The organism is Asanoa sp. NPDC049573, assembly GCF_040676615.1.
Lineage (GTDB): Bacteria > Actinomycetota > Actinomycetes > Mycobacteriales > Micromonosporaceae > Asanoa.
Genome location: NZ_JBFAPI010000006.1, coordinates 166551 through 189435, shown reverse-complemented (window position 1 = coordinate 189435; position 22885 = coordinate 166551). Strand labels below are relative to the sequence as shown.

Annotated in this window: 22 protein-coding genes; 9 read left to right on the top strand and 13 right to left on the bottom strand. The window is 72.4% G+C overall.

Going from position 1 to position 22885, the window contains the following annotated elements; genetic code table 11:
- Positions 1–90: 90 nt before the first annotated feature.
- From AB0J74_RS16325 to AB0J74_RS16310, 4 genes are read right to left on the bottom strand one after another with little or no spacing between them, the layout of a single operon-like run.
- Positions 91–897, bottom strand: a complete 807-nt coding sequence (locus AB0J74_RS16325) for an endonuclease/exonuclease/phosphatase family protein (RefSeq protein WP_363448570.1) — start codon at positions 895–897, stop codon at positions 91–93.
- Entirely contained in the window at positions 833–2713 is a 1881-nt protein-coding gene (locus tag AB0J74_RS16320) for a phosphatase PAP2 family protein (RefSeq protein WP_363448569.1), read from the bottom strand. Before AB0J74_RS16320 ends, AB0J74_RS16325 begins: the two co-directional genes overlap by 65 nt.
- 10 nt (positions 2714–2723) lie before the next feature.
- The gene (locus AB0J74_RS16315) at positions 2724–3716 is read right to left on the bottom strand and encodes a YihY/virulence factor BrkB family protein (protein WP_363448568.1); all 993 of its coding nucleotides are present in this window, start codon (positions 3714–3716) and stop codon (positions 2724–2726) included.
- Positions 3713–4696, bottom strand: coding sequence for a diacylglycerol kinase family protein (locus tag AB0J74_RS16310; RefSeq protein WP_363448567.1), 984 nt, complete (start codon positions 4694–4696; stop codon positions 3713–3715). The genes AB0J74_RS16315 and AB0J74_RS16310 overlap by 4 nt, the downstream gene beginning before the upstream one ends.
- A 177-nt stretch (positions 4697–4873) precedes the next feature.
- Between AB0J74_RS16310 and AB0J74_RS16305 the strand changes: the two genes are divergently transcribed.
- The 5 genes from AB0J74_RS16305 (at position 4874) to AB0J74_RS16285 (ending at position 9032) form a co-directional block, all read left to right on the top strand.
- Positions 4874–5770 carry a DUF1295 domain-containing protein gene (locus AB0J74_RS16305; RefSeq protein ID WP_363448566.1) on the top strand — a complete coding sequence of 299 codons (897 nt, stop codon included), beginning with the start codon at positions 4874–4876 and terminating at the stop codon, positions 5768–5770.
- Between the two features lie 198 nt (positions 5771–5968).
- Complete coding sequence (locus AB0J74_RS16300) at positions 5969–6775, top strand: metalloregulator ArsR/SmtB family transcription factor (RefSeq protein ID WP_363448565.1); 807 nt, start codon at positions 5969–5971, stop codon at positions 6773–6775.
- 32 nt (positions 6776–6807) lie between these two features.
- Entirely contained in the window at positions 6808–7044 is a 237-nt protein-coding gene (locus tag AB0J74_RS16295) for a helix-turn-helix domain-containing protein (protein WP_089248094.1), read from the top strand.
- Complete coding sequence (locus tag AB0J74_RS16290; RefSeq protein ID WP_363448564.1) at positions 7044–7652, top strand: Clp protease N-terminal domain-containing protein; 609 nt, start codon at positions 7044–7046, stop codon at positions 7650–7652. The genes AB0J74_RS16295 and AB0J74_RS16290 overlap by 1 nt, the downstream gene beginning before the upstream one ends.
- Positions 7653–7862: 210 nt before the next feature.
- Positions 7863–9032, top strand: a complete 1170-nt coding sequence (locus AB0J74_RS16285) for a hypothetical protein (protein ID WP_363448563.1) — start codon at positions 7863–7865, stop codon at positions 9030–9032.
- Between the two features lie 243 nt (positions 9033–9275).
- Here the strand turns inward: AB0J74_RS16285 and AB0J74_RS16280 are convergent, their stop codons facing one another.
- The 3 genes from AB0J74_RS16280 to AB0J74_RS16270 are packed head-to-tail and all read right to left on the bottom strand — an operon-like array spanning position 9276 to position 13071.
- The gene (locus AB0J74_RS16280; protein ID WP_363448562.1) at positions 9276–9953 is read right to left on the bottom strand and encodes an HAD family hydrolase; all 678 of its coding nucleotides are present in this window, start codon (positions 9951–9953) and stop codon (positions 9276–9278) included.
- Positions 9950–11416: an ATP-binding protein gene (locus AB0J74_RS16275; RefSeq protein ID WP_363448561.1), complete on the bottom strand. Its 1467-nt coding sequence runs from the start codon at positions 11414–11416 to the stop codon at positions 9950–9952. The genes AB0J74_RS16280 and AB0J74_RS16275 overlap by 4 nt, the downstream gene beginning before the upstream one ends.
- Positions 11413–13071: an FAD-dependent oxidoreductase gene (locus AB0J74_RS16270; protein ID WP_363448560.1), complete on the bottom strand. Its 1659-nt coding sequence runs from the start codon at positions 13069–13071 to the stop codon at positions 11413–11415. Before AB0J74_RS16270 ends, AB0J74_RS16275 begins: the two co-directional genes overlap by 4 nt.
- Before the next feature lie 137 nt (positions 13072–13208).
- On the opposite strand from AB0J74_RS16270, the gene AB0J74_RS16265 reads away from it, so the two are divergent.
- Positions 13209–13805, top strand: a complete 597-nt coding sequence (locus tag AB0J74_RS16265) for an isochorismatase family protein (RefSeq protein WP_363448559.1) — start codon at positions 13209–13211, stop codon at positions 13803–13805.
- 10 nt (positions 13806–13815) lie between these two features.
- Positions 13816–14721, top strand: a complete 906-nt coding sequence (locus AB0J74_RS16260; protein WP_363448558.1) for a DJ-1/PfpI family protein — start codon at positions 13816–13818, stop codon at positions 14719–14721.
- On the opposite strand, the gene AB0J74_RS16255 is transcribed toward AB0J74_RS16260, so the two are convergent.
- Genes AB0J74_RS16255 through AB0J74_RS16245 form a run of 3 tightly spaced genes read right to left on the bottom strand, consistent with a single transcriptional unit; the run spans position 14704 to position 16978 of the window.
- A complete protein-coding gene (locus AB0J74_RS16255) occupies positions 14704–15882 on the bottom strand; it encodes a threonine synthase (RefSeq protein WP_363448557.1) in 1179 nt (392 codons plus the stop codon). The two genes, AB0J74_RS16260 and AB0J74_RS16255, sit on opposite strands and share 18 nt — an antisense overlap.
- Before the next feature lie 26 nt (positions 15883–15908).
- Positions 15909–16691: a hypothetical protein gene (locus AB0J74_RS16250; protein WP_363448556.1), complete on the bottom strand. Its 783-nt coding sequence runs from the start codon at positions 16689–16691 to the stop codon at positions 15909–15911.
- 47 nt (positions 16692–16738) lie between these two features.
- Complete coding sequence (locus AB0J74_RS16245) at positions 16739–16978, bottom strand: hypothetical protein (RefSeq protein WP_363448555.1); 240 nt, start codon at positions 16976–16978, stop codon at positions 16739–16741.
- A 214-nt stretch (positions 16979–17192) separates the two neighbouring features.
- Between AB0J74_RS16245 and AB0J74_RS16240 the strand changes: the two genes are divergently transcribed.
- Positions 17193–18800, top strand: a complete 1608-nt coding sequence (locus tag AB0J74_RS16240; protein ID WP_363448554.1) for a protein kinase — start codon at positions 17193–17195, stop codon at positions 18798–18800.
- Here the strand turns inward: AB0J74_RS16240 and AB0J74_RS16235 are convergent.
- Both AB0J74_RS16235 and AB0J74_RS16230 read right to left on the bottom strand, forming a co-directional pair.
- Positions 18790–19749, bottom strand: coding sequence for a LysR family transcriptional regulator (locus tag AB0J74_RS16235; RefSeq protein ID WP_363448553.1), 960 nt, complete (start codon positions 19747–19749; stop codon positions 18790–18792). The two genes, AB0J74_RS16240 and AB0J74_RS16235, sit on opposite strands and share 11 nt — an antisense overlap.
- A 30-nt stretch (positions 19750–19779) precedes the next feature.
- Complete coding sequence (locus AB0J74_RS16230; protein ID WP_363448552.1) at positions 19780–20730, bottom strand: NAD(P)-dependent oxidoreductase; 951 nt, start codon at positions 20728–20730, stop codon at positions 19780–19782.
- Between the two features lie 126 nt (positions 20731–20856).
- Between AB0J74_RS16230 and AB0J74_RS16225 the strand changes: the two genes are divergently transcribed.
- Entirely contained in the window at positions 20857–21678 is an 822-nt protein-coding gene (locus AB0J74_RS16225) for an alpha/beta hydrolase (RefSeq protein ID WP_363448551.1), read from the top strand.
- Here AB0J74_RS16225 and AB0J74_RS16220 read toward each other — a convergent pair.
- Positions 21665–22882: a DUF1501 domain-containing protein gene (locus AB0J74_RS16220; protein WP_363448550.1), complete on the bottom strand. Its 1218-nt coding sequence runs from the start codon at positions 22880–22882 to the stop codon at positions 21665–21667. The two genes, AB0J74_RS16225 and AB0J74_RS16220, sit on opposite strands and share 14 nt — an antisense overlap.
- Positions 22883–22885 lie beyond the last annotated feature (3 nt).

Sequence of the window (22885 nt, the reverse complement as noted above, 5' to 3'; positions counted from 1 at the left end):
TTGATCGTCGGCGCCTGGTCAGGTGTTGATCGTCGGCGCCTGGTCAGTTGTCGATCTGGTGCTGGCTCGGGTGTGGATCTCGGTGCTGGCTCAGATGTCGATATCGGCGATGACCGGGTAGTGGTCGCTGGCCCGGTCGGCGAGCGGCGTCCGGACGATCCGGCAGGAGCGCACGTGCTCGGCCAGGCCCGGGGTGGCGAACAGGTAGTCCAGGCGCATCCCGGAGAACTCGGCGCCGCCGAGCGCGGTCGGTGCGGTCTCGGCCGGGCCCTCCCCCACGGCGCGGAAGACGTCGACCAGGCCGGCGGCGTCGAGCGCGGCGATCGCCCGGGTGTCGACCCGGGCGATCGTGCCGATGTCGCGGTCGCTCGGCCGGCGGCCGAGCGGGCGCCAGCGCAGGTGCCGCACCCGGTAGGTCGGCGGAAGCGCGCGCAGCTTCTCCTGGTGGTCGGTCCAGGGGTCGAGCGTGTTGAGGTCGCCGAGCACCAGCGCGAGCCGCGCCTTGCCGACCGCGGTCACCAGCCAGCGGGCCTCGTGTAGCCGCCGCCACCCCCAGTGCGGGTGCAGGTGCGCGGAGATCACGGTGAGCGGGCCACCGAGCGTGGCGATCTCGACCCGCGCGGCGGCGTGGTGGAACGGGCGGGCCACGGTGCCCTCGGCGAGCACGGTCAGGTCCGGTGTGATCAGGACCGCGACCGGCTGGCCCCAGGAGGATCGGGCGCGGACCATCCGCATGCCTAGGCGCTCCGCGAGCCATGGGCCGGAGTCGCCGCGCAGTTCCTGCAGGGCCACCACATCCGGCACGGCGGTCGCGATGACCTCCGCGATGGCGTCAAGACGGGTGCCGCGCGAGCCGTCGTACCCCCCGGTCTTGATGTTGTAGGTCATCATCCGCATGGCTGGCCGCCGCTTCGGCGTTGGGCTTGACCACGACGTAGAGCAGGCCGACCCAGAGCGCGGTGAGCAGGATCGCGCCGAGCAGGTCGCTGGGATGGTGCATGCCGCGGTAGAACCGCGAGGTGGTGACGATCAGCGGCATGACCACGGCGGCCACCACGGTCAGCCAGCGCCACCAGCGGTCGGTGCGGGCCAGCACGATCAGCGCGATCGTGGTCCACAGACAGATGGTCGCGGCGATGTGCCCGCTGGGGAACGACGAAGTCGGCAGGTTCTGGTCGAGGTGCGGCACGTCGGGGCGGGGCCGGTTGACCGCCGCGGCCGAGGCGAGGAACAGCGTCAGCTCGCCGACCATCACCAGCGTCAGGAACAGGATCGGCCGCCATTGGCGCCAGCGTGCCAGAACCAGCGTGCAGAAGACGAGCGACACGGCGAGGATCGTGTGCGTGTCACCGGCCTTGCTGGCCCAGTGGCTCCAGCCGTCGAGGGTCGGGTTGCGGTGCTCGGCGAACCAGCGCGGCACGGCGGTGTCCAACGTCGCCAGGAGCGTGCCGTCGGCGTGGTAACTGGCGTACATGCCAAATCCGAAGAGCGCTCCGAGTACGAGCACCCAGCCCACCAGCACCTCGGCCGTCTCGACCCACGGGTGCGGCAGGACGGCGCGCTCGTCCGGCGCCGGTTGCAGGTCGCCGGCCGCCTCGGGTTCGAGCCCTTCGGTGATCTTCGGCGCCCGGCGGCCGTCTTCCCGGCGCCAGAGGCGGAACGCGTAGAGCGTCGCACCGAGCCAAGCGGCGCCGAGCAGCCAGCCGGCGAGCACATCGGAGACGAAGTGCACGCCCAGCGCGATCCGGCTGACCCCGATGAGCAGGACGAGGGTGGCCACCCCCGTGATCGCCACGGGCCGCCAGCGCTTCGGCACCGCGGGCAGGAAGACCAGCAGCAGGGCGCCGTAGACCACGAACGAGCCGAGCGCGTGTCCACTGGGGAAGCTGTTACCCGGCGCGTGCGCGACCGGCACGTCGACCACCGGCCGCAGGCGGCCGACCAGCAGCTTGATCGTCGGGTCGAGGGCGAGCGCGCCAAGACCCGCGACGACCAGGAAGACGGCCAGCCGGAAGCGCCGCCGGATCAGCAGCACGGCGACGGCGAGCACGACCACCCAGACCTTGAGCGGGCCGCCGATCCCGGTGACGAACCGGATGAGGCCGAGCAGCCCCTCGTGCCCGGCGACATAGCCGTTGACCGACGCGGCGACACCGTGGTCGAGGTCGTAGAGCGGCCCGAACCGGAACCGCACCAACGCGAGCAGAACGCCGAAGGCGATCCCGGCGGCGACCACGGCCGCCAGGCCCGCGAGGCTGCGCGCGGTGAAATGCTCGAGCGGCCGGGCTTCGACCTGGTCGCCGTCACGGCGACCGTGGCGGTCAGGGCTGGCGTCGCCACCGAGGCCGCGGTCGCCGCTGGGCCGACCCTTGCCGTAAGGGCGGGCGTCGTCGGCACGGGGGTCGCCGCCACGGTCAGTGCGGGAATCGCTGTCAGCGTGACCGTCACCGTGAGCGTGGCCGTCACCGTGAGTGCGGGCGTCGCCGTCGACGCGGCCGTCGCGGTCAGTGCCAGCGCCGCCGTCAGAGCGGGCACCGCCGTCAGAGCGGGCACCGCCGTCAGAGCGGGCACCGCCGTCAGAGCGGGCACCGCCGTCAGAGCGGGCACTGCCGTCGAGGCGGCCGTCGCGATCAGGGCGGGCGCCGCCGTCGACGCAGGCGCCGCCGTCGACGCGGCCGTCGGTGTCGAGGCGGCCGTCGGTGTCGTCCGTCATGCGGCGTTCGTTACCCGGATGCGCCCTCGCGCACACCCTCGCGCTCTTCCAGGGGTTCCCACCGGTCGGGCTGGGCCGGCTCGGGCGCGCCGACCCGGAGCCCTTCCAGTTGGGCGGTGAAGGCGAGCCCGAAGAAGAAGGCGACGCCGGTCAGGTTGGCCCAGATCAGCAGCGCCATGATGCCGGTCAGCGCGCCGTAGGTCTGGTTGAAGCTCTCCGCGAGGCTCACGTAGAGGGCCAGCAGCAGGCTGGCCCCGACCCAGAGCACGGTGGCGATGCCGGCGCCGAAGAGCAGCCAGGACAGCCCCGGCTGGCGTCGGCGCGGCGCGTGTCGGTAGAGCACGGCGATGGCGAACACGGTCAGGGCGGCGCCGAGCGGCCAGCGGACCACGTCGAAGACGTGGTGCACCCACTCACCCCAGCCGTACTCGCGCTGCACCGACTCGCCGATCGGCCCACCGGCGACCAGGATCAGGAAGCCGAGCAGCATCGGCAGGCCGGCGGCGATCGCGAGCACCGCCGCGCGCAGGTATTTGAGCAGGGCCGGCCGGTCGCGCTCGACACCGTAGATCCGGTTGGCGCCGCGCTCCACCTGCGACATCGCCATGGTCAGCGCGACCAGGCCGGTGATCAGGCCGAGCGCGAGCGCCAGCTCACCGGCGTCTTCCGTGCGGTCGTTGTCGGTGAGCAGGTCGCGCACGACGTCGACGCTGGCGCCCGGGGTCAGCGCGATCACGGTGTCGGCGACGACCCGCCCGCCGGCCTCGACGCCGAGGTCGGTGGTGAGCCCGGTGAGCGCGATCAGGAACGGCACGACGGCGAGGCAGAGCTGAAACGCGAAGGCCCGGGCGTGGCTGAAGCCGTCGCCGTAGCGCAGCCGCACGAAGGCGTCGCGCAGCAATTGCCAGCCGCCGTGCCGACGCAGGGTGTGCCACGCGTCGTCGGCGGTCAGCTGCTCGGCCGACATCAGCCGGGTCTCGGGAATGATCCGCGTCGAGCTCATTCGGTGCCCACCAGGCGCCTGCCTCGCTTGGCCGCCGCGTCGGCGTCGTAGGCAAGGTCGTCGGCGTCGTCGGGACGCGGCACGCAGAGCCAGATCGCGCGGGGTTGCACCTCGATCTTCAGCGCCCGGCCGGGCGGGATGAGGTCGCCGTCGAGCTGGCGCGGCTGCGGTCGGTTGCTGGTGATCTGCACCCGGTGGGCGCGGTAGGTCTCCATCCGCGGCACCCGGCCGCGCCGCCGCAGGACGGCCCAGCCCAGGGCCGCCCAGTGCCGGACGGTCTGCGGTGTCAGGATCGCGATGTCGAGCCAGCCGTCGTCGGGCTCGGCCTCCTTGAACAGCCGCACGCCACCCTGCAGCCGCCCGACGTTGGCGACCAGCGCGGAGCGGGCCCGCCGCCGGATCGGCGGCCGGTCGTCGATCCGCACGGAGATCCGCATCGGCCGGTCGCGCAGGTGCTTGAGCCCGCCGAACAGGTAGGCCAGCCATCCGATCCGGGCCTTGGTGACCTCGGACGTCGACTCGAGCATCTGCGCGTCGAACCCCATGCCGGCCATCACCGTGAAGTAGCGCTTCTCGTCGCGCCCCTTGACCAGCCCGAGGTCGAGCCGGCGCCGACCGCCCTCGACCGCCACCGCGATGCCGGCCGCGAGGTCGGTCGACAACCCGAGGTTGGCGGCCAGCAGGTTGCCGGTGCCGCTGGGCAGCACGGCCAGGGCGGCGTCGGTGCCGACGAGCCCCGAGGCGCAGGCCATGATCGTGCCGTCACCGCCGCAGGCGAACACCACCTCCGCACCGGCCTCGACCGCGGCCCGGCTCTGACCGCGGCCGGGATCCTCCACGGTCGTCTCGTACCACTCGGGTTCCGGCCAGCCCGCCTTCTTCAGGGCCTTGCTCACGACGGCGCGCAGATCGGCCGAGTCACCCAGCTTCGCCGGGTTGACCACAACAGCCGAACGCACCCCGTGACGGCTTGCCTCCACGCAGGAAAGTGTGCAGGACCGCAACGATTTCGGCGAGCCGGGTCACGTTCGGGTGCGCATCCCCACTTTCAGGCATGACCGGTGCCCGCGATGGGAACGCCCGCCGGCGGCTCTCACCTGGTGCGCGATCCCCATCGACGCCTACGATGATCGCGATCCGGTGGCGGAAGGGGTCGCGTGGACGGGGTTGTGGTTTCGCGTGCGGCACGCCTCTCGCGCGCCGGCTCACTGTCCGTGGTGTTCGGTGCCTACCTGCTCGCGTTCGGAGCGGCCTGGGCCGTCGTGGCCCTGTCACCTCCCTCCTGGCATCCGTTGCTGGTCGCTTTCGTCGCCGACCTCGTCGCCACGCTGGTGATATTCGTGCTGTCGATGGTGGTCGACAACGCGAGCCTCTACGACCCGTACTGGAGCGTGGCCCCACCCGTCGTCGCGGCCTGGTGGGCCCTCACCACCGACACGGGCGACGGGCTGCGCCAGGCCTTCGTGCTCCTCCTCGTCGTGATCTGGGCCGTGCGGCTCACCGGCAACTGGACCTATGGCTGGACCGGCCTGCACCACGTCGACTGGCGCTATGACCAGTTGCGCGCGACCCGCGGACGCGTGCCGTGGTGGGTGGTCAACCTGGGCGGCATCCAACTCATGCCCACGCTCGTGGTGTTTCTCGGCCTGCTCCCCGTCTGGCCCGCGCTCGCCGGCTCACGCCCCTTCGGCCTGCTCGATGTCGTCGCCATCGTGGTGACCGCCACGGCGATCGCGCTCGAAACCGTGGCAGACCTGCAGATGCACCGCTTCGCGGCCGCGGCGGAGAACCGCGGCCGCATCCTCGCGACCGGGGTGTGGCGGCGCACGCGCCACCCGAACTATCTCGGTGAGATCGCGTTCTGGTGGGGCCTGTTTCTGTTTGGCCTCGCCGCCGCGCCCGACTGGTGGTGGACGGTGATCGGCCCGGTGGCCATGGTGGTGCTCTTCGTGGCCGCCAGCATCCCGCTGATGGACCGCCGCTCGCTCGAGCGCCGCAGCGGCTATGCCGACCACATGCGCGAGGTGCCCGCGCTGCTGCCCCGCCTGCGCTGACCGGATCATCACGTCACCTCACCCGCACTGGGGGCCGTCGCCCCACGGACCGCCGTCGCCACCCCTGGTGGCCATCTCCGCATTCATGCAGGCAGATTAGAACGTACGTACGACAGTTTTCTGCGCAGTTGACATGCAGCCAATAGGCTGCCTATGGTCGGATAGGCAGCCAAACGGCTGCATGTGAGGTGAAGTCCCGTGGACCTGGTTTTCAAGGCGTTGGCCGACCCCAGCCGCCGGCAGTTGCTCGACTCGCTGAACGCGCGCAACGGCCAGACCCTGCGCGAGTTGTGCGCCGGTCTCGACATGGCCCGGCAGTCGGTGAGCAAGCACCTGGCCGTGCTGGCCGAAGCCGAACTCGTGACCACCGTCCGGCGCGGCCGGGAAAAGCTGCACTACCTCAATGCCGCGCCGGTCAACGCCATCGCCGACCGCTGGATCAACCGCTACGACCGCGGCCGCGCCCAGGCCCTCGCCGACCTCAAGACCGCATTGGAGCAGACCCCGATGAACAAGCCCGAGTTCGTCTACACGACCTACATCAACACGACGCCGGAACGGCTGTGGCAGGCGCTCACCGACCCGGCCTTCACCAAGCGCTACTGGGGTGTGGCCTTCGAGACCGACTGGTCCGCCGGCTCCCCCGTCGTCTGGGCACAGGAGGGCGCCCGGATCGCCGACCCGGAGCAGGTCGTGCTGGAGTCGGATCCACCGCGGCGGCTGTCGTTGACCTGGCACACGTTCACCCAAGACTGGGCCGCGGCGTCCGGCATCGACGAGGCACAGCGGGCCACCTTCGCCGCCGAGCCGCGCTCCACCGTGACCTTCGACCTCGAACCAGCCGGCGCAGCGGTCAAGCTCACCGTGATCCACGGTGGCTTCGAGCCGGGCAGCGCGGTGCTCGACGCCATCAACGGCGGCTGGCCGCAGATCCTCTCAAACCTCAAGACGCTGCTGGAGACCGGTGACGTGATCCCGGCGCCGGAGCCCGTCAACCAGAGTTGACAACTCTGGCACTGTCAACGTACATTGACATCATGACTCAGGCAGTGGATCTCGCTGCGGCGGCTAGCAGCACCGACCCGAAGGTCGGGCTGCGAGCGGTGTTGGCGCTGCGCCGGCTCCTGGAATCACTGGAGACGGTGCAGGTCGACAACGCGCGGGCGCAGGGGTGGTCGTGGCAGGACATCGCCGCCGCGCTCGAAGTGAGCCGGCAGGCCGTACACAAGAAGCACGCCGGGCGTCCGGTCGTGCGTCCGTCACAGGAGGCGTGATGTTCGAGCGGTTCACGGATCGGGCCCGGTCCATCGTCAAAGGTGCCGTGACCGAGGCCAAGGAGTTGCAGCAGGACAAGGTCGGCACCGAGCATCTGCTCCTCGCGATGCTCCACGACGACCCCGAGGGCGCCAGCGGCGGCGTGGCCGGGCGGGTGCTGCGCGACGCCGGCGCCAACGCCGACGACATCCGGGCGCGGGTCAAGTCGCATCTCGACGAGGCGCCGCGGGTGCTCGACGAGGCCGACGCCGAGGCACTGCGGCAGATCGGGATCGACCTCGACGCCGTACGCCAGAAGATCGAAGCGACCTTCGGCGAAGGCGCCCTGCGACCGCGGACCCGGCCGCCCGCGCGTGGGTTGTTCGGTCTTCGCCGCCGGCGTTACATCGCGGGCGGCCCGTTCTCACCACGGGCGAAGAAGGTGCTCGAACTCTCGCTCCGCGAGGCGATCCGGCTCAAGCACAACTACATCGGCACCGAGCACGTGCTCCTCGGCCTGATCCGCGAGGGCGAAGGCCTCGGGGTGCTGGTGCTGACCGAGGCCGGCGTCGAACTCGCCGACCTGCGCCGTCGCCTCGAAGCCGAGATCCGCGCGGCCGCCGCCTAGGCGGCCGACCGGGAGACGGATCAGGGTCTACACTGGTTGGCGTGAGGCATCAGAGCATCCGATTTAGCCGCCCCCGGTTCGCCGGTGGGTTGGTTGTCGTGCGCTGATTCCCAAAGAGCGCCCCGCGGACGCGGGAGACCACGAAACCCCCGGTGCGAGCCGGGGGTTTTTCGTTTCCGCCTGTCTCCCTTCGCACCGTGAGGATCCGCCATGTCCTACCTGACCCCTGCCCAACTCGACGCCGCCCTCGCCCGCCGCGACCTGACCGACCCCGCCGCCGGCGAACACGCCGTCCAACATGTCGTCGCCCGCATCGAGCAGGCGCTGGCGGCCGCCTGGGGCGTCCCGGTCCGCCGGGACCCTGGGCCACGCATCGTCACGGTCAAAGACAATTACGACCGCCTGGGGTACGACGGTGCCGCCGTCACCAGAGACCGCCGCTACAGCCGCTATGTGGATGCCGACCGCATGCTGCGCTCGCACACCACCGCCCGCATACCCGCCCTGCTCGACCAACTCGCCGGGGCCGCGGCAGGGGTGGAGGCTGTGGCTGGTACCGCCGCGCGCACAGCGACCTCGGCCGGGAACGGCAGCGCGGCGCCCGACGACGTGTTGCTCTCCGTTCCCGGCATGTGTTATCGGCGGGACGCCATCGATCGCCAGCATGTCGGCGAACCGCACCAACTCGATCTCTGGCGGATCCGTCACGGACGACCGCTGACCACCGACGACCTCGACGCGATGGTCCGGGCCGTCGTCGCCGCCGTGCTTCCCGGTCGGAGCATCGCGACGCCGCCCAGCCCGCATCCCTACACGCTGCACGGACGCGAGATCTACGTCGACGGCGTCGAGATCGGTGAGTGCGGCCTGGCCCATCCTGACGTGCTCCGCGGCAGCGGCCTACCGGCGACCGTGACCGGCCTCGCGATGGGCCTCGGCCTCGACCGGATCACCATGCTGGTCAAGGGAATCGACGACATCCGCCTGCTGCGGGCCACCGACCCGCGGGTCGCCGACCAGATGCGCGACCTCGCGGCATACCACCCGGTCTCGGCGATGCCGGCCACCAATCGCGATCTCTCCCTGGCCGTCGCCGAGGACCAGGACGCGGAGCAACTGGGCGACCGGGTCCGGGCCGTGCTGGGCGCGGACGCCGCCGCCATCGAGGAGATCGAGGTACGCGGCGAGACCGGCCACGACGACCTGCCGGAATCGGCCCGCCGCCGGATGGGCCTGCGCCAAGGCCAGAAGAACGTGCTGCTCCGCCTCGTGCTGCGCGACCTCGACCGCACACTGTCCACGATGGAGGCCAACGAGATCCGTGACCGCGTCTACGCGGCCCTGCACGAGGGCACCGCCCACGAGTGGACGACCCGCTAGACCGCCGAACGGCCGAGCACGACGGCACCACCCCGCGCGGACGACCCGCTAGACCGCCGAACGGCCGAACACGACGGCACCACCCCGCGCGGACGACCCGCTAGACCGCCGAACGGCCGAACACGACGGCACCACCCCGCGCGGACGACCCGCTAGACCGCCGAGCGGCCCGGCACGACGGCACCACCCCGCGCGGACGACCGCCCGAGGCGGCCCGCACGACGGCACCGCCCAAGGCGCCCGCTAGGCGAGCCGGCCCGGCAGGTCGAAAACCGAAGAGAGTCGATCAGCCGGCGGTACGGCCGAGTGCCGTGCCGCCGGATCGATCAGCAACGCCCGCATCCCGACCGCCTGCGGTCCGAAGTAGTCGGCCGTCGGGTTGTCGCCGACGAACACCGCCGCACCCGGGCCGATCCCGAGCCGCGACAGTGCCTCCGCGTAGATCGTCGGCGACGGCTTGCGGACGCCCACCTCGACCGAGGTGACGACCGTGTCGACCAGGTCGGCCACGCCCATCGCGGCCAGGTGGGCCGGGACCAGGTCGGGCTCGTGGGTGTTTGAGACGACCGCGAGCCGGTGGGTGCGGGCCAGGGACCCCAGCAGGTCGCGGATCCCGGGCAGGTAGCGCACGCCGGTGTTCCACTCGGCGATGTAGACCTCGATGAACGCCTCCACCGACGCCGCCGGCACGCCGGGGAGGAACGAGCCCGCCACGTCGCGCATCGAGAACTCCTGGCACGACGGCGCGCAGCGCGATTCCCACGAGGCCCACACGACGTCCCACCGCGCGGTGAACGACGCCGCGGTCAGCGGCTCGCCGAGCAGCGAGCCGGCCAGCGCCGCCGACCGCACCGGGGACCGTGCGTGGCCGTCGTCGTAGTCGACCAGGGTGCCGAAGAAGTCGAAGAGCAGGTGGCTCACTCAGCGTCGCCGGACGAATCCGGTTCGGACCCGTCGGTCGGCAGCACGACGTGGAACCAGGTCTCGCCGGGCTTGCTGTCGACCCGGATGTCGCCGTGGTGCTTGTTGACCACGATCCGGTAGGAGATGTCGAGGCCGAGGCCCGTGCCCTCACCGACCGGCTTGGTGGTGAAGAACGGGTCGAAGATGCGCGGTCGCACGTCCTTCGGGATGCCCGGGCCGGTGTCGCCGATCGACACCACCACGTTGTCGCCGTCGCGGGAGGTGCGCACGGTCAGCGTGCCGGACTCGCCCATCGCGCTGATCGCGTTGTCGATCAGGTTGGTCCAGACCTGGTTGAGCTCCGCGGCGTACGCCGGAATCTCGGGGATCGTGCGGTCGTAGTCCTTGACCAGCTTGATGCCCTTGGGGAACTTGGCGTGCAGCATCACCAGCGTCGCGTGCAGCAGCTCGTGCACGTTCACCGTCTGATGTGGAGCACGGTCGAGCTGTGAGTACTGCTTGGCCGCCGCGACCAGCGACGAGATCCGGGTGACCGCGTCGTCGATCTCCGTCATCAGCTGCTCGGTGTCGAGCGTGTAGGTCAACCAGCGCAACGCCGGCTCGAAGTTCTCCGGGCCGATCTCGTCGCGCACCTTCTGCAGCCACTCACTGTCTATCGCGCCGGAGACCAGCGTCGGCGCGATGTCCCAGGCACCGGCGATGTCCTGGTCTTCCAGCCACTCCCCGAGCTTGTCCTCGGCGTCGCTGGTCTCCATCGGGGTCAGCTCGGGAGCGCTGGCCGCCCGCTTGATGGCCTCGTCCTGCAGGCCCACCAGCGCGTGCAGGCGGGTGCCGTCGACCCGGCCGTCGGCGATCAGCGCGAGCTTGTTGCGCATGCCGGTGAACCGGGTGCGCAGCACCGAGGTCGCGCGTACGGCCGCCGCGGCGGGGTTGTTGAGCTCGTGGGTCAGGCCGGCCGACAGCGAACCCAGGGCCAGCAGCCGCTCGCGCTCGCTGACCGCGGTCTGCATCGAGCGCATGCCGAAGAACAGGCCCTCGAGCAGATGCATCGCCATCGGGAACCAGTCGCGCAGCGCCGCGGCCATCTGGTCGGCGGGGAGCTGGTAGAGCTCGACGTCGGAGACGGCCAGCATGCTGTTGACGTAGATCTGCGGGATCCGCTCGATGTAGGCCTGGGTAGCACCGGCATAGGCACCCACCTGGTCGGTGCGGGTCGTCTCGACCTCGTCGCCCCGGACCGTGCGGCTCAGCGCGACCGTGCCGTTCAGCAGCACGTAGAAGCAGGTCGCCGGCTCGCCCTCGCGGTAGATCCAGCTGCCGCCGGAGTGTGTCTCGACGGAGCCGTGGCTGGCCAGGAAGTCGAGTTGCTCGGGGTCGAGCTTCTCGAACAGGAACAGCTTGCGCAGCTCTGCCGGGGAAAGCCGGTCGCCCTCGGCGTGTCCGGCGAGTTCGGTGCTCATTGCGCCTCCAGATAACGGTGCACCAGGGAGATGGCCATCGCGCCCTCACCGACCGCCGAGGCGACCCGTTTGACCGAGTCGGAGCGGACGTCGCCGGCGGCGAACACGCCAGGAACGCTGCACTCGAGGTGGTAGGGGTCGCGGGGCAGGTCCCAGCCGACCGGGCGGTTGCCGCTGGCGATCAGGTCGGGGCCGGTGATCACGAAGCCGTGGTTGTCACGGGTGATCACGCCGTCGAGCCAGTCGGTGCGTGGCTCGGCGCCGATGAAGATGAACAGCCAGGACGTGTCGGCGGGACGTGTCTCGCCGGTGCGGGTGTCGCGCAGCACCAGCTGTTCCAGGTGCTCGTCACCGCTGGCCTGGCAGACCTCGGTGAACGAGTGCACGTCGATGTTGTCGTGGCCCTCGATCTGGTCGATCAGGTAGCGGGACATGGTGCGGCCGAGGCCGTCGCCGCGGACCAGGATGTGCACCTTCTTCGCGTAGCGCGAGAAGTAGACGGCGGCCTGCCCGGCCGAGTTGGCGCCGCCCACGATGTAGACCTCCTGCCCCGAACAGCTCGGCGCCTCGGTGGCCGCGGAGCCGTAGAAGACGCCGCGGCCCCGGAAGTCGGACAGGCCGGGCGCCTCCAACATCCGGTAGGAGACGCCGGTGGCCAGCACGACCGCGTGCGACGCGACCTCGCTGCCGTCGCCGAACCGCAGCACCCGGGTGGTGCCGCGCACGTCGAGTTCGGTGGCCTCGCGGGTGGTCAGCAGTTCGGCGCCGAACCGCACCGCCTGCCGGCGGGCCCGTTCGGCCAGTTGCGAGCCGGAGACGCCGTCGGGGAAGCCCAGATAGTTTTCGATCCGGCTGCTCTGGCCGGCCTGCCCGCCGGTGGCGTGCCGCTCGACCAGCAGGGTGCGCAGGCCTTCGGACGCGCCGTAGACCGCCGCGCCCAGCCCCGCCGGGCCCGCGCCGACCACCACCAGGTCGTAGAAGTCCTTGGCCGGTGTCGTGGACAGCCCGACATGGGTGGCCAGGTCGGTCTCCGACGGCTGGACCAGCGACTTGCCCTCGGACGTGATCACCAGCGGCACGTCGACCTCGGTCAGGCCGGCGGCGCCCAGCAGCCGCGCGCCTTCCGGCTCGTCGGACAGGTACCACCGGTAGGGCACCAGGTTGCGGGCCAGGAAGTCGCGCACCTTGAACGACGGCGCCGACCAGCGGTGGCCGACCACCCGGGTGACCGCGGCCGCGGCCTCGGGCGAGGAGGCCCAGGCGTCGAGCAGCGAGTCGAGCACCGGATAGAGCTTCTCCTCCGGCGGGTTCCACGGCTTGAGCAGGTAGTGGTCGAGGTCGACCCGGTTTATCGCGTCGATCGCGGCATCGGTGTCGGCGTAGGCGGTGAGCAGCACCCGCCGGGCCCTCGGGTAGAGATCCATCGCCGACTCGAGAAACTCGATGCCGTTCATGTGCGGCATGCGGAAGTCGGCGAGCAGGATCGCCACCTGCTCGCCGCGCAGCTTGAGCTCTTTGAGGGCCTCGAGCGCCTCGGCGCCCGAGTTGGCCCGCACGACCCGGTAACGGTCGCCATATTGACGGCGCACGTCACGGGCGACGGCCCGGGAGACAGCAAGGTCGTCGTCAACGGTGAGGATCGCCGGATTCGCCATGCCCCCAATGAAAGCACTCAGCGCGTGCGCACCGCCGCCTCCTGTCTATCGCGCCACCCCGGGAATGACCGGATCCGTCCGTCCGCGGACCCGATCCGGCCTTCCGCGACGGCCCGCACGGCGACGACGATCGGAGCATGAACCGCGCACTCTTCGTCATCGACGCACAGGAGTCCTTCCGGCAACGCGAGATCTGGCGGGCCGGCTCCAACCCCGACTTCGTCGCCAACGTCAACGCGCTCGTCGACCACTTCCGGGCCACCGGCGGGACGGTGGTCTGGGTGCTGCACAGCGAGCCCGGCACGGGTGGCGTCTTCGACCCGGCCAACGGGCACGTCCGCCTGCTCGACGGCGTCAACCCGCACCGGCCCGGCGAGCCCACCCTGGTCAAGACCTCGCACAACGTCTTCACCACCACCAACGCCGGCCAGTTCCTCACCGAGCGGCAGATCTTCGACCTGACCGTCTGCGGCATCCGCACCGAGCAGTGCGTCGAGACCACCGCTCGGGTCGGCGGCGATCTGGGGTATGCCGTCACCTTCGTCACCGACGCGACGCTGACCTTCCCGATCCCGCACCGCGACGCCGCCGCGGCCAGCGTCGAGGAGATTCTCGCCGACCCGCGGACGCTCGGGAACGCCGACATCGTGGCGCGCACCGAACGGGTCCTCGACGGCCGGTTCGCGACCGTCCGCACCGCGGCCGAGGTGGTCGGCGCCGCGCTCGTGGCATGATGACCGGATCGTGACCACCGTCGGTTTCCTGCTGGTGCCCGGCCTGCACCTGCTCGACCTGGCCGGGCCCGCGCAGGTGTTCTCCACCGCGGCCGACTTCGGCTACGGCTACTCGCTGCGCTATGTCGGCGAGCAGGCCGAGGTGCCCTCCGCGCAGGGCCTGACCGTCCGTGCCGAGACCGACCTGACTCCGCTGGCGCCGACCGATCTGCTGCTGGTGCCCGGCTGGCGGTCGCCGACGCTGCGAGGCACCGGCCGGCTCGGTGCGCGGACCCTCGACTGGGTCGCGGCGCACCACGCCGCCGGCGGCACCGTCGCCAGCGTGTGCTCCGGCGCCGACGTGCTGGGCCGGGCCGGCCTGCTCGACGGCCGCCGCTGCACCACCCACCACGACCTCCAGGACGAGTTGGCCCGGCGCTACCGGCGGGCGACGGTGGTGCGCGACGTGCTCTACGTCGTCGACGGGCGGGTGGTCACCTCGGCCGGCATCGCCAGCGGGATCGACCTGGCCCTGCACCTGATCGCCGTCCGGCACGGGCCCGCGGTCGCGGCGCGGATCGCCCGCGAGATGGTCGTCTACGCCCGCCGCAACGGCGACGAACACCAGAGCAGCGCGATGCTGCGGCACCGCGGCCACCTCAGCGACGCGGTGCACAAGATCCAGGACCTGATCGACCAGCGGTACGCGCAGCGCCTGCCACTGGCCGAGCTGGCCGGCGCCGGCGGGGTCTCCGAGCGGACGCTGACCCGGCAGTTCACCCGCGCCACCGGGCTCACGCCGCTCGGCTACCAGCAGGCGCTGCGGCTCGAACGCGCCGAGCACCTGATCGGCCACGGCAGCACCGTGCACGCGGCCGCCCGCGCGGTCGGCTTCGACGACCCCCGGATGCTGCGCCGGCTACGGGCCCGCGACTGAGACGGTCGCGGGGTATTTGATGCCAGCGCCGGTGTTGAGCACGACCACCTCGTCGCCGGCCGCCAGCCAACCGGTGGCGCGCAGCCGGCGGGCGGCACTCAGGCAGGCGGCGCCCTCGGGGCAGAGCAGCAGGCCCTCCCGTTCGCCGAACGCCCGCAGGTCGGCCAGGAGCTCGGCGTCGTCGACGGCGATCGCGGTGCCGCCGGTCGCGGCCAGCGCGTCGAGGATCAACTCGTCGCCGAGCGGCGCCGGCACGGTGATGCCGAACGCGACCGTTCGCGCGTCGGCCCATGGCTCGGCCCGGCGGGCGCCGGCCTCGAAGGCCCGCACGATCGGGGCGCAGCCGGTCGACTGCACCGCCACCAGGCGCGGCACCTGCTCGCCGATCCAGCCGAGTGCGCGCATCTCGTCAAGGGCCTTGTGGATGCCGATCAGGCCGACGCCGCCGCCGGTCGGGTAGATGATCACATCGGGGACCCGCCAGCCGAGTTGCTCGCAGATCTCGTACCCCATCGTCTTCTTGCCTTCGAGGCGGTAGGGCTCGCGCAGCGTGCCGGCGTCGAAGATGGCTCCGCCGGAGGCCGCCAGCAGTTCGGCGATCCGCCGCCCGGCGTCGCCGATCAGCCCGTCGACCAGGATCAGCTCGCCGCCAGCGGCGACGACCTCGTTGCGGGTGATCAGCGGGGCACCGAGCGGCATGGCGATCGTCGACCGCAGCCCGCCGCGGGCCGCGTAGGTGGCCCAGGCCGCGCCCGCGTTGCCGTTGGTCGGCATGGCGACGTGCCGGGCGCCCAACTCGCGGGCCCGGGAGACGCCGACGGCCGCACCGCGGGCCTTGAACGAGCCGGTCGGCACCAGGCCCTCGTCTTTGACCAGCAACCGGTCGAGGCCGATCGAGGCGCCGAACCGCGCGGCCGGCCACAGCGGCGTCCAGCCCTCGCCGAGCGTGACCCGGTGCGTGTCGTCGCGGAGCGGCAGCACCTCGCGGTAGCGCCACAGGTCGGCGCCGCGGCCGGCGATCGCGGCGGGCGTCACCGCCGACCGGACGGCGTCGAGGTCGTAGCGCGCGAGCAACGGCGAGCCGCAGTCGCAGAGGTTGGTCAGCGTCTCGGCGTCGTGCCGGCGGCCGCACCGCGGGCAGGCGAGGTGGTCGAGGAACATCAGCCGTCGTCTCGATAGCTCACTGGTCACACCCCTTGCCGGGCGACGACGGTACGCGGCCGGTGCTGCCGCCGTGCCGCTGCGGCCACGGTGCCGGCGCGCACCAGGTGGCGCACGGCGTCGGCCCGCTCCTTGGCGGCCGCGGCCTCGGCCCGCAGGCTGTGCGCGGCGGCGGCGGCCGTCTCGGCCGACTCCCACGCGGTGCGCTCGGTACGGGCGGCGACCCGCTCGGCGGCGCGCAGCGTGTCGCGGATCGCCCGGCGCAGCATGGCCTCCTGCTCGACCGGGTGGCGGCGCGGATCCCAGCCGTTGCGGGCCGCGAGCGCGTCGTTCAGGTCCATCAAGGACAGTTGATTGTGGGCACACGCGGCCATCGCGGCGCGGTGCAGCCAGCGTTCCCGTTCGGCGTACTCCTGTGGCGTCTGCGGTGTGGTCGGTGTCGGCAGCAACGCGGCCGCGGACATCCGGCTCGCGGTCAGGTCCGCCGCCTCGAAGGCCGTCCAGGCCTTCTCCGCTTTCTCCTGCGCGACGAGCCAGTCGTCGTGCCGGCGGCGGGCGGTCGCTTCCGCTCGCTCCGCGGCGACCCCGACCTCGTCGGCGTAGCGGACCAGTTCGGCCGCGGCCACGACGCGCTCCTGCCTGCGGGCGCGGGCAGCGCGCAGCCGGGCACGGACGCCCGGACGCTTGGGGGCGCGAGGACCGACCAGCCGCAGGCCGGCGATCGCCAGGATCGACAGGCCCAGGAGGATCGACCAGATGACGGCGGCGCGCGGTACGCCGACGAGGAAAAGCTGCATTGCCGTGTGCATGGGGACACCTCACCGGTAGTGACTGAGGGACGACGGGCCGAGGGGGCTCAGCGGGTGGTGTCGTCGCCTGCCGGTGGGGCGCGGGGTGCCGGTTTCTCGACGAGCGCGGACGGGTGCGGCGGGGTCGCCTCGACCGTCACCGGCCGGGCGGCGGTGGCCGCGACCGTGGGCGCGGGTGTCGGTGCGGCCGGCGTCGTGACCATGATCGGCTCGCCGGCGACGGCCGGAGTGGTCGCGACCGCGGGTGCCGGCGGCCCGGCGACGGCCGGCGCGGAGGGCGTCGACACACCGATGCCTACGGCTAGCGCCAAAGCGGCCAAACCAGAAAGAACTCGGGCAGATCGGCGCACGATCCGGCGGAGCGGCCGGATCAGCGCGTCGAGATGCACCAGGCCAACCTACCTCGTCCGCCCCAGGACGGCATGATTCGGTCATCATGGCCGTCGATGCCGGTCCCGTCGCCGGGATGCCATTTCCGCCCGATGTTGGCAAGCTGTGCGAGTGCGGTCCCAACAGGTCCTCGACGGCCGCTACCGGCTCGACGACCGACTCGGCGCCGGTGGCATGTCCGTCGTCTGGCGCGCCCACGACCTCGTGCTCCAGCGCCAGGTCGCGGTCAAGGTGCTCGCGACCCGGCACGCGGTCAGCGTCGCCGCGCGGCAGCGGATCCGGGCCGAGGCCCGCGCCGCCGCCCGGCTCTGGCACCCCAACGTCACCGGCGTCTTCGACTACGGCGAGACCGTCGACGACGACGGGCTCAAGGTGCCCTACGTCGTGATGGAGTTGCTGCCCGGCCGCACGCTCGCGCAGCGCCTCGACGACGGCCCGCTGCCCACGCGGGTCGCGCTGCGCATCCTGTCGGAGGTCGCCGCCGCCCTGGCCGCGGCCCATGCACAGGACCTGGTGCACCGCGATGTGAAACCGAGCAACGTGATGCTGACGCCGTCGGGCGCGAAGGTCGTCGACTTCGGCATCGCCGCGGTTGTCGGCCGCGACGAACTCGAGGCCGACGGGCTGCTGCTCGGCACCCCGGCCTACCTGGCGCCGGAGCGGCTCACCCTGGGCCAGGTCTCGCCGGCGTCCGACATCTACGCGCTCGGCCTGCTGATCTACCGCGCGCTGACCAACCGGTTGCCCTGGCTGGCCGACACCACGACCCAGATGCTCGACGCGCATGTGTACGTCGAGCCCGAACCGCTCCCGCCGCTCGCTGACATCCCGGCCGAGGTCAACGCGATCTGCGATCGGTGCCTGGCCAAGGAACCGGCCGACCGGCCCGGTGCGGCCGAGGTGGCGGCGGTGCTCGCCAACGCCGCCGGAATCGTGCCGCCGCCGCAGGACGACGACCCGGCACTGGCCGGCCTGGTCGCCGCGATGGACGCGACCACCCAGGCGGCGGCCGCCGTGCCCCTGGCGGCCGACGTCGTCGACGGCGCGCGCCCGAAGGCCGACCCCGAGCTGACCACCGAGGTGGTGAAGGCCGTGCCGGTGCGCGGTGGCGATCGGCGGCGGCGCGCGCTGCTCGGCGCGGCCGGTGCCGTGCTGGTCGCCGGTGCGGTGGTGGCCGCCCTGGTCGTGCCCGGTGACGAGCCCGGCGGTGTGGCCGGCGCGACCGGGTCCGTGACCCCGTCCGTGACCTCGTCGGCTCCGAAGCCGACCCCGCCGACCAGCGCCTCGGTCGGCGAGCCGGTGCCGAGCGCCACCGCCGCGGTGGGCAACGACGGCACCGGCCGCGGCGGCCAGGTGCCCGGCAACGCGCCCGAGGCGACCCGCGGGCCGGCCACCGGCACCGGCACCGGCACCGGCGGCGATTCAGCCGGCGACGGCGGCGCCAGCAGCGGCGGCGGTGGTCCACAACCGACCGCGAACCCCGGCCCGACCCCCGGCCGCACGGTCACCTTGTCGCCCCTCCCCGGCATGCGGATCACGGCTCGCTGCGTCGGCGACCGGGCCGAGGTGCTCGGCGCCAGCCTGCTCGGCTACGAGGCCGATTACCCGAACGGCCCCCAAGACACCGTGACGGTCACCCTCAACCCGGTGCTCAACCTGCTCGACCCGGTGCTGCGGGTCCGCATCGCCTGCCGCGACGGCCGCCCGGTCAAGGTCTGAGGTCGGCCAGGTCGAGCTCCGGGAGCCAGTCGCGCGCCGGGTCGAAGCGGGTCCAGTTCTCGGCCTGGGACAGTTCCACCAGCCGGCCGCGGAGCAGGCCGACCGCCGGGTTGTGGTCGTCATCGCGCCACAGCATCGACCACGGCCAGCGCGGCACCGGCGCCGTCAACGGGACGACGTGGACCTTCGCGTCGGCGGGCACGGCGAGGGCGGCCGGCACGAGGACCGCGTGCGCCGGATGGGCCCGCAGGTAGTCGGCGGCGTGCTCGGCACCGAGGTTGGAGCCACCGCCGACCAGCGGCACCGCGAAGTGCTTGGCGAACCGCTGTTTGTAGCCGGTCAGCTCGGCCGCCGCGTCCGAGATCGGCTGCCAGATGCCACAGTCGGCCAGGTCGGCCGGTGTGACGCTGGCCGCCGTGGCCAGCGGGTGCCCGGTGTCGACGAGCACGCCGAGCGGCGCCAGCCGAACCAACTCGTGTGTGAGCATGGCCGGCACCGGCTGACCCAGGTCGTGCACCCGGCCGAACGCGACGTCGATCTCGCCGCGGCTGAGCGAGTCGATGGCCGCCGGCAGCCCGCGCCGCATGCTGACCTCGATGGTCAGCCGGGGCTCAGCGGCGCTGAGCCGGCGCATCCAGGCCAGCGGCTCGTGCAGGTGCCCCCAGACATCGACCCGGACCGGCCGGATGATCGACCGGGTCTCGGCCACCGCGCTGTCGGCGGCGATGAGCAGGGCGCGGGCGTGCGGCAGGAACCGCGCGCCCGCGTCGGTCAGCTCCACCGCCCGGCTGTCGCGCACCAGCAGCGGCTCACCGAGCAGTTGTTCGAGTCGCTGGATGCGCTTGGACAGCGCCTGCTGGGTGACGTTGAGCCGGGTGGCCGCGCGCCCGAAGTGCCGCAACTCGGCCACGGCGAGGAACGCGCGCACCTGAGCCAGGTCGAAGTCCACCCGTCCACGATGGCCGATCCCACCCCGATGTCAACGTGCGGGCGCCAGCGACCTGATGCCGTCGCGGTAGGTCGGGTAGGCGGGCGCCCAGCCCAGCTCGTCACGCGCCTTCGCGTTGGACAGATGCGCCACGGACGTCAGGAACGCGTGCAGGTAGGGCCCGATGGCGCCGATCACCCACAGCGGCACGGTCATCGGCGCCGGCGTTCGGAAGGTCTGCGCGAGGAAGCGGACGTGCGCGGTCATCGAGGCCGATTCGTCGTCGACAACGTGGTAGGCCTCGCCGGGCTGGCCGCGTTCGAGTGCCGCCACGGTGGCCGTGCCCGCGTCGGCCAGGTGGGTCCACGGCAGTGACCCACGGACCCGCTCGGACACCACCGGCAGCGCCCGCTTGCGCAGCATCGCCACGATCTGGTCGGTGCCGCCGGCGCCGTAGCCGGGACCGTAGAGGGCGCCGAAGCGCAGCGCGATGCCCTCGATGCCCTCGGTGTGCAACGCCAGGCGCTCCTTGACCCGGAATCCCTCGAGGTGGCGCTCCAGCGCGGCGGTGCGGCCGGGCGGCGCGAACGGAGTGTTGGATTCCGTGATCACCCGGTCGCCGAAGTCGCCGTATCCGTAACCGAAATGCATCGACTCGACGACCAGCCGACGGGCGCCGACGGCCTGGACCGCCTCGATGAAGTTGCGGGTCCCCCGCACCCGCAACTCGTCGGTGGCGGTCATGCCGGAATGCCGCATCGGCACCTTCCGCAGCGCTGTCGCGGCGTGGATCGCGGCGTCGGCCCGCAACCCCTGCACGGCGCGGAGCAGGCCGTCGCGGTCCATCAGATCGGCGACGACCGGTTCGACGCCGTCGTCGCGCAGCCGCCCGGCGCCGCCCGGCGACCGGGTCAGCCCGACCACCTCGTGCCCGGACCCGGTCAGTGCGGCGGCCATGTGCCGTCCGAGAACGCCGGAAGCTCCTGCCAACAGGACTCTCATCGCTGTCTCCCCCAAACCTCGACTACATAAGACCAGCAGACCAGCCCGTCCGCCGTCGGTCCAACGAATGTTTGTCGTCCTCGCCAACCATCGGTTGTCAGCCCGGTCGGGGGTAAGGTCGGCCGGGTGACCAAGGAGTTCGATCTCGACCTCGGCGGCGGGCAGACCCTTCATGTCTACGACACCGCCCAGGCCGCACCGCTGACCGTGTTCTGGCACCACGGCACACCCAACCTCGGCGCACCGCCGGTGCCGCTGTTCGGCGACGGGATCCGTTGGGTCTCCTACGACCGGCCCGGCTACGGAGGCTCGACCCGGTTGCCGGGGCGAGATGTCGCCTCCGCCGCGCGCTACACCGCCGCGGTCGTCCAGGCGCTCGGGCTCGACCGGTTCGCGGTGGTCGGGCATTCCGGCGGTGGGCCACACGCGCTCGCCGTCGCCGCGCTGCTGCCGGAGCGGGCCAGCGCGGTGCTGATCGGGTCGAGCCTGGCACCCTGGGGTGCCGCCGGGCTCGACTGGTTCGGCGGGATGGCGCCGGGCGCGGCGGCATCGCTGCACGCCGCGATCGAGGGGCCGGCGGCCCGCGCGGCCTACGACGACAACCCCTCCACCGACCCCGACATCGGTTTCGTCGACGCCGACAGCGACGCACTGGAGACCGACTGGGCCTGGGTGCTCGACGTGGTGCGGCCGGCGCTGGCCCAGGGCCCGGTGGCCGCGGGCGACGACGATCTCGCCTATGTGGCGCCCTGGGGCTTCGATCCGGCCGCCGTCACCGCGCCGGTGCTGCTGCTGGCCGGCCTACGGGACCGGATGGTGCCGCCGACCCACAGCGCGTGGCTCGCCGAGCGGATCCCGGAGGCCACGTTGCGAACCTCCGAGGTAGACGGTCACGTGTCGATCCTGCGCCGCTTCCCCGACGCGATGGCGTGGCTCACGAGCCGGTGAGCGCGAGCTTGCCGGTCCAGCCGCCCAGCACCCGCTGCGGGTCGGTGGCCAGCACGTCGGTCAGCAGGCCGGCGTAGACGTCGCGGAAGTCGACGGTGTATTTCAGGTCGCCGTCGTCGAGGTCGGTGAGGCTGGGCTGCTCGCCGTGCAGGCCGCCGCGCACGCCGGAGCCGAGCACGAACACGTTCGACGCCGTGCCGTGGTCGGTGCCGTCGCTGGCGTTGGCGCGCACCCGGCGGCCGAACTCCGAGTAGACAGCGACCGTCACCGGCCTGCCGGCCATCCGGTCGACGAACCCGGTGACCGCCTTGTCGAGTTGTGCGAGCAGGATCTCCTGGAGTTGCTTCTCGTCGGCGTGGGTGTCGAAGCCGCCGAGCGAGACCGAGAACGCCCGGGTGGCGACGCCGGCCTCGACGCACTGGGCGACCAGGTCGAGTTGGGCGCCGAGTTCGGCGCGGCCGCCGGTGCCGGTGGCGGGGTCGTCGCCCTCGTCGGCGTCCGGATCGGCCGGCTGCGCGTCGCGTACCTCGGTGATCATCGCTTCGATGCTGTCCAGGTCGGCGAAGCAGCGCGCGGCCCGGGCCTGGAGCGCCGGTTCGCCGGCCGCCGGCCGGCCGAGCCCGGTCACGCCCTTCGCGCCGCGGCGGGCGTTGGTCGGCACGGCGGCACCGGCACTGGTCGCGCCGGCGAGCAGCGGCGGCAATGCGGGCTCGAAGCTGACCGCGAGGCGCGGGTCGCCGCCGGCCGTGTCGAGCCAGCGGCCGAGCCAGCCGGTGGTGCCCGGACGCACCGGGTCGGCGGTCTGCCAGATGTCCATCGAGCGGAAGTGGCTGCGATCGGGCTTGGGATAACCGACGCCGCGGACCACCGCCAGTCGGCGCTCGGTGAAGAGTCGGTGGAACCCCTTCAGCGCCGGGTTGAGCCCGGTGCTGTCGTCGAGCCGGAGCACCTCGCCGGCGTCGTAGGCGATGTCGGGCCGGGCGTCCTGGTAGGCCTGGTCGGCGTAGGGCACGACGGTGTTGAGGCCGTCGTTCCCGCCGTAGAGGGTGACCACCACGAGCGTGCCGGCGTCGGCCGGCCGGTCGCCGTCGCCGGCCGTGCCGAGGATGTCGGCCAGCGTGTAGGCGGTCGCGCCGGCCGCGAGCGCACCCGCGCCGACCACGCCGCTGGCGATGAGGAACTTCCGCCGGGTGAGCGCGTCCATGGT